The organism is Mesorhizobium sp. B2-7-3, assembly GCF_006440715.1.
Lineage (GTDB): Bacteria > Pseudomonadota > Alphaproteobacteria > Rhizobiales > Rhizobiaceae > Mesorhizobium > Mesorhizobium australicum.
The window spans coordinates 1-16,121 of the sequence record NZ_VFTY01000007.1; the positions used below are offsets into that span (position 1 = coordinate 1).

General features: G+C 63.2%; 14 protein-coding genes. 3 read left to right on the forward strand and 11 right to left on the reverse strand.

The window, feature by feature from the left end:
- The 6 genes from FJW04_RS17060 to FJW04_RS17085 all read right to left on the reverse strand — a co-directional run.
- The coding region (locus FJW04_RS17060) for a VCBS domain-containing protein (RefSeq protein ID WP_210241302.1) at positions 1-1,319 on the reverse strand (1,319 nt) is incomplete at its 3' end.
- Between the two features lie 758 nt (positions 1,320-2,077).
- Positions 2,078-3,640 (reverse strand): glutamine-hydrolyzing GMP synthase, encoded by a 1,563-nt coding sequence (gene guaA, locus FJW04_RS17065; RefSeq protein WP_140715515.1) that lies wholly within the window; start codon positions 3,638-3,640, stop codon positions 2,078-2,080.
- Between the two features lie 55 nt (positions 3,641-3,695).
- Positions 3,696-4,364 carry a 5'-methylthioadenosine/S-adenosylhomocysteine nucleosidase gene (locus FJW04_RS17070; protein WP_140715517.1) on the reverse strand — a complete coding sequence of 223 codons (669 nt, stop codon included), beginning with the start codon at positions 4,362-4,364 and terminating at the stop codon, positions 3,696-3,698.
- A gap of 105 nt (positions 4,365-4,469) precedes the next feature.
- Entirely contained in the window at positions 4,470-4,928 is a 459-nt protein-coding gene (locus FJW04_RS17075; protein ID WP_023771340.1) for a PaaI family thioesterase, read from the reverse strand.
- 98 nt (positions 4,929-5,026) lie between these two features.
- Positions 5,027-5,479 (reverse strand): TspO/MBR family protein, encoded by a 453-nt coding sequence (locus tag FJW04_RS17080; protein WP_246673850.1) that lies wholly within the window; start codon positions 5,477-5,479, stop codon positions 5,027-5,029.
- Between the two features lie 72 nt (positions 5,480-5,551).
- Entirely contained in the window at positions 5,552-6,841 is a 1,290-nt protein-coding gene (locus FJW04_RS17085) for an RsmB/NOP family class I SAM-dependent RNA methyltransferase (protein WP_140715518.1), read from the reverse strand.
- 316 nt (positions 6,842-7,157) lie between these two features.
- Between FJW04_RS17085 and FJW04_RS17090 the strand changes: the two genes are divergently transcribed.
- Positions 7,158-7,835: an MIP family channel protein gene (locus FJW04_RS17090; protein WP_015316522.1), complete on the forward strand. Its 678-nt coding sequence runs from the start codon at positions 7,158-7,160 to the stop codon at positions 7,833-7,835.
- Positions 7,836-7,903: 68 nt separating this feature from the next.
- Here the strand turns inward: FJW04_RS17090 and katG are convergent, their stop codons facing one another.
- The gene (gene katG, locus FJW04_RS17095) at positions 7,904-10,114 is read right to left on the reverse strand and encodes a catalase/peroxidase HPI (RefSeq protein ID WP_140715520.1); all 2,211 of its coding nucleotides are present in this window, start codon (positions 10,112-10,114) and stop codon (positions 7,904-7,906) included.
- 198 nt (positions 10,115-10,312) lie between these two features.
- Between katG and FJW04_RS17100 the strand changes: the two genes are divergently transcribed.
- Positions 10,313-11,221 (forward strand): hydrogen peroxide-inducible genes activator, encoded by a 909-nt coding sequence (locus FJW04_RS17100; RefSeq protein WP_015316520.1) that lies wholly within the window; start codon positions 10,313-10,315, stop codon positions 11,219-11,221.
- A 19-nt stretch (positions 11,222-11,240) separates the two neighbouring features.
- On the opposite strand, the gene FJW04_RS17105 is transcribed toward FJW04_RS17100, so the two are convergent.
- The 4 genes from FJW04_RS17105 to FJW04_RS17120 form a co-directional block, all read right to left on the reverse strand.
- Positions 11,241-12,047, reverse strand: coding sequence for an amino acid ABC transporter ATP-binding protein (locus FJW04_RS17105; protein ID WP_015316519.1), 807 nt, complete (start codon positions 12,045-12,047; stop codon positions 11,241-11,243).
- A complete protein-coding gene (locus FJW04_RS17110) occupies positions 12,044-12,985 on the reverse strand; it encodes an amino acid ABC transporter permease (protein WP_140715522.1) in 942 nt (313 codons plus the stop codon). The genes FJW04_RS17105 and FJW04_RS17110 overlap by 4 nt, the downstream gene beginning before the upstream one ends.
- A gap of 56 nt (positions 12,986-13,041) precedes the next feature.
- Entirely contained in the window at positions 13,042-13,899 is an 858-nt protein-coding gene (locus FJW04_RS17115) for an ABC transporter substrate-binding protein (RefSeq protein WP_140715524.1), read from the reverse strand.
- 80 nt (positions 13,900-13,979) lie between these two features.
- Positions 13,980-14,993, reverse strand: coding sequence for a 2OG-Fe(II) oxygenase family protein (locus FJW04_RS17120; RefSeq protein ID WP_140614558.1), 1,014 nt, complete (start codon positions 14,991-14,993; stop codon positions 13,980-13,982).
- Positions 14,994-15,095: 102 nt separating this feature from the next.
- Here FJW04_RS17120 and FJW04_RS17125 point away from each other — a divergent pair, with 102 nt between their 5' ends.
- Positions 15,096-16,040: a nucleoside hydrolase gene (locus FJW04_RS17125; protein ID WP_140614559.1), complete on the forward strand. Its 945-nt coding sequence runs from the start codon at positions 15,096-15,098 to the stop codon at positions 16,038-16,040.
- Positions 16,041-16,121 lie beyond the last annotated feature (81 nt).

The window sequence follows — 16,121 nt, forward strand, 5'->3', positions numbered from 1 at the left end:
CCCGCCGTGATCCCGGCCTCGGTGGCAGAGCCGCTGTCCGCGACCGCTACCGGTGCGTCGTTGGTGCCGTGGATGGTAATCGTCACCGTCTGCGTGTCGGTGCCGGTATGGCCGTCGTCGGCCTTGATCGTGTAGGTGAGCGTCAGAGTCTCGCCTTGGGCAAGGAAGTCGAAGGCTTGCGGTGTCGAGTTGAACGACCAATTCAGATTGTGCGTGTCGGTCGGATTGGCGGCAAGCGAGGCCGGCGACACCGTCAGCATGCCGAGCACCGCGGCGCTGTTCAGACCGCCCGTTGTGCCGGCGAGCGAGACTGAGGTCACGCTAGGAGTCACCGTATCGGAGAGGTCGGCATCGTTCACCGTCAGGGTGCCGCTCTTCATCAGGGCTGCATTGGTCTCGGTCAGCGAGGCTGTAGCGCTGTCGCCGGCACCAACGGTGATGTCCGGCGCGTCATTGGTGCCGTTGATGGTGATCGTCACCGTCTGCATGTCGGTGCCTGTATGGCCGTCGTCGGCCTTGATCGTGTAGGTGAGCGTCAGCGTCTCGCCGACAGCCAGGAAGTCGAAGGCTTGTGGCGCCGAATTGAAGGTCCAGCCCAGATTGTTGGTTTCGCCAGGGTTAGCCGTCAGCGAGGTCGGTGAAACCGTCATCATGCCGATGACGGCGGCGCTGTTCAGGCCGCCAAGGGTGCCGGCGAGCGACACTGAGGCGACACTTGCGGTTACTGTGTCGGAGACGTCAGCGTCGTTCACAGTCAGCGTGCCGCTCTTCGTCAGAGCCGAGTTCGTCTCGATCAGCGACGCGGCCGCGCTGTCGGTCGTCACCAGATGGATATCGGGCTTGTCATTCGTGCCGGTGAACTGAACGGTGGCAGTGGCCCAGCTCAGCGTGCCGTTGCCGAGTTGAATAGCGTAGGTCACCTTATCGACGAGAACCTCACCCGCAGAAAGTGCCTGTAGCTGCCCAGCGATACTCGCCGTGTCGTAGTGGATTGTGCCATCGCTGGCCATCCAAATACGCGCTCCAAGCAAACTCGTGTCGGTGGTTCCGGCAAGGCCGGCACTGTCGTTGGAGTATGTGGTGTCGCGCGTGAGCAGGTCTATTGGCGATGGCGTTTTCGTTGCCGTCAACCCGCTCTCTGGGATTGAGTTGTCGATGGAGTAGAGCTGTTTGGCTGCGCCACCCAGATCATTCGCCAAAACGTTCAGGACAAGGACCCCGGTTGCATCTTCCGAATAGAGGAAGGTGTCATCGTTTGCCTGCGGTGTATTGGAGAATGACGCCGTGGTGCCGCCGGCACCGGTGACCTGAGTAGCCATTTTCAACCCCTGTTTGTGTAGCAGACGCCCCAACGCCTGTTTGTTGATAGTCCTGTACGACCACGCTCTGTCCGAGCACCGATCCCAAAGTCGCCACGCAGCTGGGTTGAAAGCGAGTGCGGCGCATCATCAGCGAGCCTGCCGGACAAGCAGGTGCCGGCTGGAGCTAGCGGATGATGATCGCATGATGGCGGCTGCGACGGCGTTGTCGCAGCGCTGCGTCTCCCAACCCAATTGCATCGCCTAAATCGCCGGTCTGCGATCAAGAGATTTTAGACAATGCTTATATTAGGAGATTATTAACTCTACTGGGGAGGAAGCGTCAACGTCCAACTTGGGCGAACGGTTAATATTCAACATGAAGGAGCTGCAGCCACCCGGATCGGCTTGTGAGATCGAACGAGCGCACGCCTGATATGAGCCAGCGCGGCAGAAGATGCGGGGCAGCGTAACGAGAGCCCGCCAGCGCACTAACGCTGGACCTTGATCGCTGCCACGGGCGAGCCGGACATCCGGAATTTTCACGCTCCAACGCAGATCACTCCAAGGATGACAAGGCGCGAAGCAGATCTTGCCTTTGTGCACGCCGTTTTACGCCGTAGCCTCCTTCTTAAAGGTCTTTACCTCGTAAGGGACTTGGGCAGATCGGACTTGCCAGATTGGAGATGAAGAATACCAGTTCAGCGAAAGTGAGACACGACACGAGAACAATTCTCGATGGCGAAAATCGCCGCCGAATCTACGCGATTGCCGCTCCTTCACTCCCACTCGATTGTGCCAGGCGGCTTCGACGTCACGTCATACACCACGCGGTTGATGCCGCGGACTTCATTGATGATGCGGGTGGCGGCGGCGCCCAGGAAGGCCATGTCGTAGTGGTAGAAGTCAGCCGTCATGCCGTCGACGGAGGTCACGGCGCGTAGCGCGCAGACGAATTCGTAGGTGCGGCCGTCGCCCATGACGCCGACAGTCTGCACCGGCAGCAGCACGGCGAAGGCCTGCCAGATCGCGTCATAGAGGCCGGCCTTGCGGATTTCGTCGAGATAGATGGCATCGGCCTCGCGCAGGATCTCCAGCTTTTCCCGCGTGATGCCGCCCGGGCAGCGGATGGCGAGGCCGGGGCCTGGGAACGGATGACGTCCGATGAAGCTTTCGGGCAGGCCGAGCTCCTTGCCCAGCGCCCTCACCTCGTCCTTGAACAATTCGCGCAACGGCTCGACCAGTTGCATGTTCATGCGCTCGGGCAGGCCGCCGACATTGTGGTGAGACTTGATGGTGACCGAGGGGCCGCCGGTGAAGGAGACGCTCTCGATCACGTCGGGATAGAGCGTGCCTTGCGCCAGGAAATCGGCGCCGCCGAGCTTCTTGGCCTCGTCCTCGAACACTTCGATGAACAACCGGCCAATGGTCTTGCGCTTCTTTTCCGGGTCGGACTCGCCTTCCAGCGCAGAGATGAATTTTTCCGAGGCGTCGACCAGGATCAAAGTCAGATTGTAGTGCTGGCGGAACATCGCCACCACACCAGCGGCCTCGTCCTTGCGCATCAGGCCGTGGTCGACGAGGATGCAGGTCAGCTGGTCGCCGACCGCCTCGTGGATCAGAAGGGCAGCCACCGAGGAATCCACGCCGCCCGACAGCGCGCAGATGACCTTGCCCTTGCCGACCTGCTTGCGGATCGCCTCGACCGCGTGCTCGCGATAGGCGCGCATCGTCCAGTCGCCTTCGATGCCGGCGATGTTGTGGACGAAGTTCCTGAGCAGCCTGGCACCATCCGGCGTATGCACCACCTCGGGGTGGAACATGATGCCGTACATCCTGCGTTCGACATTGCCGAAAATGGCGAAGGGCGAGCTTTCCGATTTGCCGAACACCTCGAAGCCCGGCGGCAGGGCGATGACGCGATCGCCATGGCTCATCCACACCTGATGGCGCTGGCCTGTGGCCCACAGGCCCTCGAACAGCGGGCTGTCCTTCTCGATCTCGACAAAGGCGCGGCCGAATTCGCGATGGTTGGAGCTTTCGGCGACGCCACCCATCTGCACGCACATGGCCATCTGGCCATAGCAGATGCCAAGCACAGGCACGCCGGCATCGAAGACGATCTGCGGCGCGCGCGGGCTGCCGATATCGGACGTCGAAGCCGGGCCGCCGGACAGGATGACCGCTTTCGGGTTGATGCGCTTGAATGCCGCCTCGGCCGACTGGAACGGCACGATCTCGGAAAACACGCCGGCCTCGCGGATGCGGCGGGCGATGAGCTGCGTAAACTGGCTGCCGAAATCGACAATCAGGACGGTGTCGGTGTGATTGGCTGTCGTCATGGCGAGCCTTTAGAGAAAGAAACGAGTCTGCGCAATGGGTTGCGTCGCCTGACTTTCAGAGCGGTATCGCCTCGTCACCAGGTGAATCCGGCCGGAGCAAGCCCGAACCGATCGCCTGTTCGAGCCGCATGACGGCGTCGGCCAGCTTTTCATCGATGACGTGCAGATATTCGGTCCAGTCGCCGACGTGCCTGAGATCAGCCGCGCCGTCGGAAATGCCGCGCAGCCCGATGAGCGGGATATCGAAAAGCTGACAGGCGCGCAGGCAGGCGAAGGTCTCCATATCGACCATGTCGGCGGCGATCACTTCGTACGCCGCGCCGGTAATGACGGCGCCGCCGGTCGACAGTGTCGCCTCCTTGATTTCGGGAATACGCAACGGCAACGGTACGATCACCGGCAGGTCGAGAAACGGCGTCGCGCCTTTTTCGAAGCCCAGCGGCGAGGCATCGATGTCGCGATAGCTGACGGAGACGGCCTGGTAGATTTCGGTCTGCTCCAGGGTCCGGCTACCAGCAGAGCCGAGCGATACCACCAGATCGGGCAATGCCTTGTCCGATTTCAACCAGGAGAGCTCAGCGCCCAGCCGCACGCCGGCCTCGACCGGGCCCACACCCGTCATCAGCGGCGTGAACAGCCGCTGCAGATGCGGGCCATATTCGGCCCGCGCCGCCATGACGAAGAGGACATCCTTGCCGCCAATGCGCACGACGTTGCCAGTCATGGCGATCCTCCTGCTTGCGCTACATTATGACCAACGGCATGGCCGCTGCCGGCGGCAGCTCCGTGCCACCGGCACGATTAACTTCGCCCGCGGCGAACCGGCCACTCACCCAGCGATACCATCGCGGCCTAGCACCGTCATCATCGTCCCGGTCATGGTGGCGATCAGCTTGGCCTCGCCGTCGGTGGCGAAGGCATAGGCCTGGCCGTCGGCAACGATGATGGTACGGCCGGGTTTGGTCACCGAACCGCGGAACAGAAAACGCTCACCCCGGCCCGGCGCCAGAAGGTTGACCTTGAATTCGATGGTCAGCACGCCGGAATTCTCCGGCATGAGCGAGAACGCCGCATAGCCGCAAGCCGAGTCCAGCGCCGTCGAAATGACGCCGGCATGCAGGAATCCATGCTGCTGGGTCAGCGCCGCCGAATAAGGCATCTCGATCTCGATGATGCCGGGGGTCACCAATGTCAGTTCGGCGCCGATCGTCGCCATCGCCTGCTGGCGGGCGAAGGACGCCCTGACGCGATCCTCATAGTCCGGAGCCGGTACTATCTTTGCTGCCATCGCCGTTGCCTTCACGTTTGCCGGGAAAGCTTATCGCAGAGGCATGAGCGGCAGGCAAATGCTTTTGCTGCACTGCAGCAAACCGCATCGAACGTCACCTAGTTCAGCCAAAGAAGCGAGGCGTTGAGCAAGGTGGCGAACGCCACCCACGCCGCGTAGGGCAGGAAAAGCCAAGCGGCGAGCCGATCGCGGGTCCAGACGCTTGCGATAAACAGCGCGATGACGGCCAGAAGAAGCACGATGATGACCAGAGCAGACCCCACCATTTTTGCGCCGAAGAAGGTTGGCGACCACAGGAAATTCAGGACAAGCTGAGCGACCCAGATCTTCATCGCGGTGCCGGCCGGGTCCCGCAACCATGTCCGCCAGCCGGCCACGGCGATCAGCACATAGAGCAGTGTCCAGGCAGGCGCGAAAATCCAGTTGGGCGGATTGAAGGAAGGCTTGGCCAGCGATGCATACCAGGCACCTGGCAAGGTGGCGAAACCGATCAGCAGGCCTCCGCCCAGCACCAGGACGAGGAACAGCAGAAGCGACAGATATCTTTGCAAGCACTCACCCTGTGGCGGCGCAACGCCGCGCATCTGCAATTGGGGCGCTGCGGGCAGCTGTCAACGACAGCGTCAGTACGCCCGGCGCATGGCGCAAAAATAAAATCCGTCTGTGCCGCTCAGCGCCGGCGAGAGCGAAATGCCACCCAGGGCACCGATCCGCATCGCGGCGGTATGGCGGGGAAAACGGCTGTCCCAGAGCTGGCGATGATCGACCGGGGCAAAGCCGCCGTGCCGCTCGCGAAACGCGGCGATTTGTTCACCGTTCTCCTCGTCGAACACGGAGCAGGTTACGTAGACCAGCAGGCCACCGAGTTTGACGTAGGTTCTGGCGGCATCGAGGATCGTCGCCTGCTCGCCCTTGCGGGCATCAAGCTGTCTCTGCGTCAGCCGCCATTTGGCGTCGGGACGCCGCCGCCAGGTGCCGCTGCCGGTGCAGGGCGCGTCGACCAGCACGATGTCCATGTGGCCGGTCAATGGGGCAAGCTCGGCCGGCTTGGTGGTGACCTGCACATTGCGGTTTTCCGAGCGGCGAATGCGGTCGAAGATTGGCGCCAGCCGCGCCTTTTCGGCATCGTGAGCGAAGATTTGACCGTGGTTGTCCATCGCCGCCGACAACGCCAGCGTCTTGCCGCCTGCGCCGGCGCAGAAATCGAGCACCTGCATGCCAGCCGTCGCGCCGGCAAGCGCCGCCGCAATTTGCGACCCCTCGTCCTGGACCTCGAACCAGCCTTTCTGGAGGGCCGGCTCTGCTTGCACGTTCGGATGCCGGCCGTCACCGTCGATCGGCGGGATGCGGATGCCGTAGGGTGCGATCCGTGCGGCACTGGCACCGGTCTGCGCGAGTTCGGCCAACACCTTGGCGCGATTGGCCTGCAGCGTGTTGACCCGGATGTCGAGCGGCGGACGTGTGGCGAGCGCCGCGCCCTCCTCGACCCATGTCTCGCCGAAGGCCCGCTCGAAAAGCGGTTCGCACCAATCGGGAATGTCGGCGCGAACAGCGGGCGGCGCGTCGGCAAGCCGGCGTTCCGCCATTGCCTGAAGTTCCGTGGCGCTCAGCAGCGGCGGCGCGAATTTGTCACCTTCGAGCGCTGCGTTGAGCGACTGCGCCGTCTGGCTCCATTCGAGCAGCAGCGCCCCGAAGCCGATGGCTCGCGGCGTGTCTTCGCCCAGCAACCAGCCGGCGGAGCGCTTGCGGCGCAGCGCGTCGTAGACGATGTTGCCGATCGCGGCGCGATCCCCACCGCCGGCGAAGCGATGGGACAGGCCCCAATCCTTCAGCGCGTCGGCCACCGGCCGGTGACGCCGACCAATGTCCTCCAGCACTTCAATCGCCGCAGCCAGCCGTCCGCCCAGTCGCATTCGTCATTCCATCAATCGAGCACATTATCCGGTCTGCTCTTAAAGCCTTTCACGTCCGGATTGAACCCCGCCCGGCTTCGCCGCGAGCGCAAGCTGGCGGTGATCGGCGAAACCTGTCCGACCGGTAAATCTTCGCGGCGGTTAGAAGCAGGCGGACTAGTAGATACAAGATCTCTAATGTTCTTAACTGGCGGCCGGAAGGACGGCGTGTGGCGCTACAGCTCTGCTTTCCAAGTTTTTCGGTTGGGAATACTCTTGCCGTCATGATTCGCGGCGCGGAAAACGTGGACCGGCGGATCGTCACGAGGAGAGGGCAATGAAGATTTATCTGGCGGAAGTTCTAGGCACATTTCTGTTGGTGTTCATCGGTACGGCGTCCGTGGTGACGGGGGGCTTCGGCGGCGCGCTGCCACTTGGCCAGGAAGGCATCGGTCTGGCATTCGGCATCGGCCTCATCGCGGCGGCCTATGCGATCGGCCCGATTTCGGGCGCGCATCTCAATCCGGCGGTGACGCTCGGCGTGTTCCTGGCTGGCCGGCTGCCGGCCAAGGACGTCATCCCCTATTGGATCGCGCAGATCATCGGTGCCATCATCGCCTCGCTGGCGTTGTGGATCATCGTTTCCGGCCAGACCGGCGGCCATACCGGCGGCTTCGGCGCCAATGGCTGGGACGAGACGAAATGGGGCATGAGCTCGGCGTTCCTGTGGGAGCTGATCGGCACCTTCACCTTCGTCACGGTGATCCTTGGCGTTACCGCTGAAAAACACTCGACGGCGTTTGCCGGCCTGGTCATCGGCCTGACGCTAGCGGGCATTCACTTCGCCATGATCCCGGTCACCGGTACCTCGGTCAATCCGGCGCGCTCGATCGGCCCGGCGCTGTTTACCGGCGGTGCCGCACTCAGCCAGCTCTGGTTGTTCATCGTCGCACCGCTGATCGGCGGCGCCATTGCCGGCGTCGTCGCCAAGGCGCGTGTCTTCGAGAAGGATTGATTCCAGAGCCTGAATGCAAGAGGCGCGGGCCGTGGCCCGCGCCTCTTTCGTAGGTCCTCAAGCTCGGGTCAGGCCGCGATGTCAAAGCGGTCAGCGTTCATCACCTTGGTCCATGCCGCAACGAAATCTCGGGCGAATTTCTGCCCGGCGTCCGCCGATCCGTAGACCTCGGCCAATGCCCGCAGCTGCGCATGCGAACCGAAGATCAGGTCGGCACGGGTGCCGGTCCACCTGACTGCCTTGGTTTTGCGGTCGCGCGCTTCGTACACTTCTTCCGAACCCGGAACAGAACCGGCAGCCGGATCCCAGACCGTGCTCATGCTGAGCAGGTTGACGAAAAAGTCGTTGGTCAGCCTACCCGGCCTGTCGGTGAACACGCCGTGCTTTGAGTGCCCGGTGTTGGCGCCGAGCACCCGCAAGCCCCCAACAAGCACCGTCAGTTCCGGCGCCGTCAGGCCCAGCAACTGCGCGCGGTCGACCAGCATGGCTTCAACCGACATGGGCTGCTTGCCCCTGACATAGTTGCGGAAGCCGTCGACTTTCGGCTCGAGCGCGGCAAAGGAGTGGACGTCCGTCTGCTCCTGCGATGCATCCATGCGGCCGGGCGTGAACGGCACCTTCACGTCGTTGCCGCCATCCTTGGCGGCCTTCTCGACCGCGGCGACACCGCCGAGCACGATCAGGTCGGCCAGCGAGACCTTCTTGTCGCCGGTCTGCGCGGTGTTGAACTCCGTCTGGATGCCTTCGAGCCTGGCAAGCACCTTCGACAGTTCGGCCGGCTGATTGACTTCCCAGTCCTTCTGCGGCGCCAGCCGGATGCGTGCGCCATTGGCGCCGCCGCGCTTGTCGGAGTTGCGGAAGGTCGAAGCCGAGGCCCAGGCCGTCGAGACCAGTTCGGAAACCAACAGGCCGGAGGCCAGGATCTTGGCCTTCAGCGATGCGATGTCCTGCTCGTTGACCAGTTCATGGTCGAGCGCCGGGATCGGGTCCTGCCAGATCAGCTCTTCCTTGGGCACCAACGGGCCGAGATAGCGCACCGCCGGACCCATGTCGCGATGGGTCAGCTTGAACCAGGCGCGGGCGAAGGCATCGGCGAACTGATCCGGATGTTCATGGAAACGCCGCGAGACCTTCTCATAGGCCGGGTCGGCCCGCAGCGCGAGGTCGGTGGTCAGCATGGCCGGCGCGTGATGCTTCGATGGGTTGTGCGCATCCGGCACCGTGCCGGCACCGGCGCCACCCTTCGGCGTCCACTGATGGGCGCCCGCCGGGCTCTTCGTCAGCTCCCATTCGAAATTGAACAGATTGTCGAAGAAGTTGTTGCTCCACTTGGTCGGCGTCGTGGTCCAGGTGACTTCGAGACCCGAGGTGATGGCGTCGCCGGCAATGCCTGACGCATGTTTGCTCGACCAGCCGAGGCCCTGCGCCTCGATGCCGGCACCTTCCGGCTCCGCGCCCACCAGCGAGGCATCGCCGGCGCCGTGGGTCTTGCCGAAAGTGTGGCCGCCGGCAATCAGCGCCACGGTTTCTTCGTCGTTCATCGCCATGCGCGCGAAGGTTTCCCGGATATCACGGGCCGAGGCCAGCGGATCGGGCTTGCCGTTCGGCCCTTCCGGATTGACGTAGATCAGGCCCATCTGCACGGCGCCGAGATGGCCGCGAAGCTCACGATCGCCCGAGTAGCGCTCGTCGCCCAGCCACTTGGTTTCCGAACCCCAGTCCACGTCCTGCTCGGGCTCCCAGACGTCGGCGCGGCCGCCGGCAAAGCCGAAGGTCTTGAAGCCCATCGATTCCAGCGCGACGTTGCCGGTGAGGATCAACAGGTCGGCCCAGGAAATCTTGCGGCCATATTTCTGCTTGACCGGCCAGAGCAGGCGGCGCGCCTTGTCGAGATTGGCGTTGTCAGGCCAGCTGTTGAGCGGCGCGAAACGCTGCTGGCCGGCTCCGGCACCGCCGCGGCCATCACCGATGCGGTAGGTGCCGGCGCTGTGCCAGGCCATGCGGATGAACAGCGGCCCGTAATGGCCGAAGTCGGCGGGCCACCAATCCTGCGAATCCGTCATCACTTGGTGCAGGTCCTTGATGACCGCATCGAGATCGAGGCTGGCGAATTCCTTGGCATAGTCGAAGTCCTCGCCCATCGGGTCCGACAGGTTCGACTGCTGATGGAGAACCCCAAGGTCAAGCTGGTTCGGCCACCAGTCACGGTTGGTCCGGCCGGCGGATCCATGCGCGACAGGGCATTTGCCCGCGCTGCTGTCGTCGGTTTTCGCGTCCATCTCTCACTCCAATTTGCCGAGGTTTGATTTGCCGAGGTTGATTTTTGCCGAGATTTTGGGGGCGGCCAGCGGCCCGCGCCAATCTGGAACCATTCCAGCCTAGGCCAGACCGTCGATAAAAACAAATTGTCTTTCCTGTTTATTTCGATAGGATTTTCTTATGATGGCCTTGACCGCATGATCGGACTGCTTGACCGCATGATCGGACTGACAGTTCGCCAGATGCATTATTTCGACGCGCTGGCGCAGACGCTGCATTTCGGGCGTGCGGCGAAACTTGCCGGTGTCAGCCAGCCGGCGCTGTCCTCGCAGATCGCCGAAATGGAGCAACGGCTGAACTGCCGGCTGTTCGAACGCGGCGGCAAGTCGGTGCGCATGACGGACGAGGCGATCGCCCTGTTGCCGCGTATCGAGCGCATCCTGGCTGACATACGTGACGTGGAAACGACGGCCCGGCGCGGCCGCACGGCTATGGAGGGACGCTTCCGGCTGGGCATCATCCCGACTGTCGCGCCCTATCTTCTGCCACGCGCCTTGCCCGAACTGAAGAAGCATTTCCCGGCCTTGCTGCTCGAATTGCGCGAGGCGGTCACCACCTCCCTGGTCGAAGACACCGCATCGCGAAAACTCGACGCCTTCATCGCGGCACTTCCGCTCGACCATCCAGGACTGATCACCGAGGCGCTCTTTCCCGACCGGTTCTTCCTGGCCGTGCCGTCGGACGATCCGGCCTTTGCCTCGCCGCCGGTTCCACCCGAGAGCCCGGCGCTGGAAAGACTGATGCTGCTGGAAGAAGGCCATTGCCTGCGCGAACAGGCGCTGGCCGTCTGCGGCAATGTGCGGCCGGTGGCGATGGCAAGCTATGGCGCGACCAGCCTGACCACGCTCCTGCAGATGGTGGCGCACGGGCTCGGCGTCACGCTCATCCCCGAAATGGCGACCGGCCCCGCCGGCACCATCCCCGACCTCAAGATCGTGCCGTTCCAGGAACCGATGCCGCAGCGCATGATCTGCCTGGCCTGGCGACGCAACAATGCGCGGCACGGGGAATGCGTCGAGCTAGCCAAGATTATACGGGGGCTAGGCCCGGCGCTGTTGGCGGCCTGAGAGGTGGCCCTAACGCTCGTTACAGCACCCGCGACAGGAACTCGCGGGTGCGCGGCGACACCGGGTTGGCGATCATCTCGCGCGGCGCGCCGCGTTCGACGATCACGCCGCCGTCCATGAACACGAGCTGGTCGCCGATCTCGCGGGCAAAGCCGACCTCGTGGGTGACGACGACCATCGTCATGCCGCTCTCGGCAAGGTCGCGCATGACCTGCAGGACTTCGCCGACCAGTTCCGGATCCAGCGCCGAGGTCGGCTCGTCGAAGAGCAGCACCTTGGGCTTCATCGCCAGGGCGCGCGCGATCGCGACACGCTGCTGCTGGCCCCCGGACAGTTCGCGGGGATAGCGGTCTACCTTATCGGCCAGGCCGACACGCCGCAGCAGCACCTCCGCCTCGGTCTTTGCCTGGTCGACTGGAATGCGCCGCACCTGCGTCGGCGCCTCGATCAGGTTCTCCATCACCGTCATGTGCGAGAACAGGTTGAACGACTGGAACAGCATGCCGATCTCGGCGCGGCGCCGGCACAGAAGATCGTCCTTCACCTCATAGAGCTTGTCGCCCTGGAGGTCGTAGCCGACGAACTGGCTGTCGACGAGCAGGATGCCGCCGCTGAGTTTTTCCAAATGGTTGATGCAGCGCAGGAACGTGCTCTTGCCCGATCCCGACGGGCCGATGATGCAGGCGACCGATCCCTCCGGTACATCGAGGTCGACACCTTTGAGAACTTCAAGCTGGCCATAGGTTTTGCGCACGCCGCGCGCGAACACCATGGAGTTGGCGGGCACCCCGAAGCGGGCACGATTTTCGGACTTCACATCACTCATCGAGCAACGCCGCGCAGGCTGATCAAGTTGCGCAAGGTGCGCATCGTCAGGGGGTCGCGTCTGACGTCGCTGCGGCCGAAATGGCGCTCCAGGAAATGCTGCCCCACCGACATGATGCTGACCACCGCGAGATACCAGAAGGCGACCACGATCAGCAGCGGAATGGTCTCGAAGGTGCGCGCATAGATGCTCTGCGCGGTATAGAACAGGTCGTCGACGGCGATGAACGTCACCAGCGACGTCATCTTCAGGAGGTTGATCGCCTCATTGCCGGTCGGCGGCAGCACGAAGCGCATGGCCTGCGGCAAGGTGATGCGCTTCAGGATCATGCGGTAGGGCATGCCGAGCGCGCTCGCCGCCTCTGACTGGCCAGACGGCACCGACTTGATGCCGGCCCGGATGATCTCGGCCATGTAGCCGGCCTCGCACAGCGAAAGCGCCACCACGGCGGAGAAGAACGGCGTCATGAAATCATTGGTGCGCACGGAAAACAGCGTGCCTATGAACGGCAAAGTCAGCGAGATTTCGCGCACCAGCAGCGACAGGTTGAACCAGAAGATCAGCTGGATCAGGGCTGGGACACCCCGGAAGAACCAGACATAGACGCCGGAAAAGGCGCGCAGCACCGGGCTCGGCGACACCCGCATGATCGCGATGACGGTGCCGACAATGATCGCCAGCACCATGATGATGACGGTGAGCATCAGCGTGTTCCCGAGGCCTCGCATGATCGAGGGATGGAACAGGTATCCGGCTGCCGTGCCCCAGGCAAAGGCCGGGTTGCTGGCGAAAGCACGAATGATGAGGAAGGCCAGCAGCAGGGCGAACGCCGTACCGACCCAAATGCCATAGCGGCGCTGCGGCACGACGGTCAGTCGTGACACGGCGGCGGAAACGCTTGGCTCGACGCCGATGTCGGTCGGGAGGGCAACGCCCATCGGATGTCTCCAGCTTGCGGGCCGGCGCCTGACGTTCATCAGGCGCCGGATGGTCTCTATTCGGCGCGAAGCGCGTCCATGGTGCCGACGAAGTAGGGTTCCTTGATCGCATAGGCGCCCATGCCGTATTTCTCCAGGATAGCTTTGTACGTGCCGTTCTTGAACAGTTCGGCAAGTGCCGCCACCATCATGTCGGCGGTCTGCTTGTCGTCCTTGGCGATCGCCATGCCGAGCGGCGCGACCTCGTAAAGCGTCGGCAGGACCACCAACTGGCCCTTGCTCGTCACCTCGAAATAGCTCGATGCGGTGGCATCGTCCATACGCGCGTCGACGCGGTCCGAAAGCACGGCCTGGACGATATCGGTGGAGGAGTTGAACACCGATTTCTCGATAGCCTTTTGGCCCTTGTCGGTGCATTCCTTACCGAGCTTGTCGACCAGGAAATCCGAGGCGCTGCCGGCCGAGACGCCGATGCGCTTGCCACAGAGCGGCATGTCGCCGCTGAAGCTCGCCTTCTTGTCAGGCGATGTCGAGACGGCGAGCCCTGCCTTCAGGAACATGATGAAATCGACCTGCTTCAGGCGCTCCGGCGTGGCCGAGAAGGTCTCCCAGGCGATCTTGAAGCGGCCCGCCGCAAGACCCGGGATCATCGACGGGAACGGCGTGCGCTGGATATCGAGCTTGGCGTCGACGAGCTTGGCCACCTCGCCGGCGAGTTCGACGATGATGCCGGTCTGCTTGCCGTCGGCGTCGAGATATTCGAACGGCGCGAAGTCCACAGTGTTGGCGACGGCGAGCGTTCCGCTCTCTTTCACCTCAGCCGATTTCGGCACGTCGGCGGCTTTGGAAACCCCGCCCCAGACGGTGGTGGAGAGCGCCAGTGCAAGGCTGGTCATTCGCAGATATCTGTTCATTGCTGTTCCCCTTTTCTTGTCCTTGTTTGCAGTCTTTCCGGCAGAGCCCGGGCCAGTGGCCGGCACGTGCTCGGTGTCCCTTACGAAGCGGCTGTCTCGGCCGCCTTCTTCTTTCGATAGTGATAATTCTTGTCGATGCGCTCCATCAGGTAATCGCCATAGAGCACTGGCTCGTATTTCGGCTGTGTGCCGGCCGGCACACAGACCGAAAGTGCGGCAATCGTCTCGTCCATGGAGGGGTCGAAGAAGAAGGGCTGCGAATAGCGCTCGCGTCCGGAGCGGTTGATGACGCGGTGCGGCGTCGAGACGAACTGGTCGTTCGACCAACGCGCCAGGATGTCGCCGACATTCATGACGAAGGAATCCGGAACCGGCGGCGCGGGAACCCAGTCGCCCGCCTTGTTCTTGACCTCGAGGCCGCCGACATTGTCCTGGGCGAGCAGCGTGATGAAGCCGTAGTCGGTGTGCGGCGCCGAACCGAAAAGCCCCTCTTCCTGGGGCTGCGTCGGATAGTGCAGCAGCCGCAGGAAAGTCGTCGGCTGCTCGAAATAGCGGTCGAGACTGTCGGAGGGCAGCCCGAGCGAAAGCGCGATGGCGCGCACCATCTTGCGGGCGAGCGTGCCCATCTCCTGGACATAGCGCTCGATGGTCTCCCTGAAGCCGGCAAGGGCGGCCTCGTCAGGCCACTGGTTGGGGCCTTGCAGCGGCTTGCCGGCCAAGGCCCGGGGGTCGTCGGCGCCGACCTCGTGCATGAAGAAGATCGATTCGCTCTGGTTCGGCTTGCTGACGGCCGCCACGGACGAGGTCACGATGGTCGAGCCGGCAAAGGGCAAGTAGCCGCGGAAATTCTTGTCGATCTTCAGCTTCGCCTTCTCCTCCTCGGGCAAGGCGAAGAAACGCTTGGAGGCCTCGCGGACCGCTTCGACATCGGTGCGCGGAATGGGGTGGCCGGTGACATAGAGGAAGCCGATCGTCTCGAGATAGCGGCGCAGTGTCGCTGCCGTTTCCCTGATCGCGCCTTCGTCGTCGCCATAGAGCGGCGAAACGTCGAGGATAGGAATTTCGGAAAAATCGCCGCGCTCTTGTGCATCCATTTCGAACACCCTGTCTTGAACATAAGATACAGTACTGTATTTCTACACATCCGAACGGCCTCATCAATAGGCTTTCGATCGCAAAAGGAAGGACGCGGCATCATGGCACCACGCAAGATCATCATCGATACCGATCCGGGCCAGGACGACGCCTTCGCCATCCTCTTCGCACTGGGGTCGCCTGATGAACTCGACGTGGTCGGCATCACCACGGTCGGCGGCAACGTGCCGCTTGCCCTGACCTCGAAGAATGCGCTGAAAGTCGTCGAACTCGCCGGGCGGCCCGATGTGCCCGTTTATGCCGGCTGCCCGGCGCCGATGGTGCGCAAGCTGATCACCGCCGAATATGTCCATGGGGAAACCGGCCTCGACGGCGCCGACCTTGCCGAACCGGTGACGCCGCTGCGGGGCGAACACGCGGTGAACTACATGGTGTGCACCATCATGGACGCGCCGGAAGGCGAATTGACCGTTTGCACGCTCGGGCCAATGACGAATCTGGCCATGGCCATGACCATGGAGCCGAGGATCGTGCCCCGTCTGCGCGAAGTGGTGCTGATGGGCGGCGGCTTCTTCCAGGGTGGCAACGCGACGCCGGCGGCTGAGTTCAACATCTTCGTCGACCCGCATGCCGCGCACAAGGTGTTCGACAGCGGCGCGCCGGTGACCATGGCGGGCATCGATTGCACCTACACGGCGCTGATGACGCCTGAGTGGCTCGACCGCCTGCGCGCAAGCGGCAGCCGCGCGGCGATCGAGGCCGCGAACCTGGCCGACTTCTACCGCCAGTATGGCACCCACAAATTCGAGACGCCGGCACGCCCCATCCACGATGCCTGCGTCACCGGTTATCTCCTGGCACCGCAAATCTATGAACAGCGCCAGTGCGCGGTGACGGTCGACATTGTCTCGCCTGAGACAATCGGCATGACCGTCGTCGACTGGTGGCACGTCACCGGCCGGCGCAAGAACTGCAACGTCCTGCGGCGCATCGATCCCGCGCCGTTCTTCGAACTCATGCTGGAGCGGATCAGCGCATTGCCCTGAGTTGCGCCTTCCGCGATAGATGGACACTTGATGAGTCGCGAAGCGCATCGGAGCCGGCGAACGGTTTTGTGGGCGTTGCGT